Here is a 226-nt window from a genome sequence, read left to right on the forward strand (position 1 = left end):
CGCGATCTGGTGAAAATCGGTCTGGACGGCCCGGATGGGCCGATCTGATGGGCCGATCGGCACCGATGTCGTCTGCGATGCGGCAGCGTGCGCTGCTGGGAGCAGTATGAACTGATCAGGAGCGGCAGAGCGAGCGCCGCCACGCGGCGAACCGTCAGGTTCACGCCGGGCGGGCGAGCGTGACCAGCACCGACTTGGCTGCAGGAAGGGGGCTATTAGGGCCAGC

It is taken from the genome of Sphingobium sp., from assembly GCF_041987595.1.
GTDB lineage: Bacteria > Pseudomonadota > Alphaproteobacteria > Sphingomonadales > Sphingomonadaceae > Sphingobium.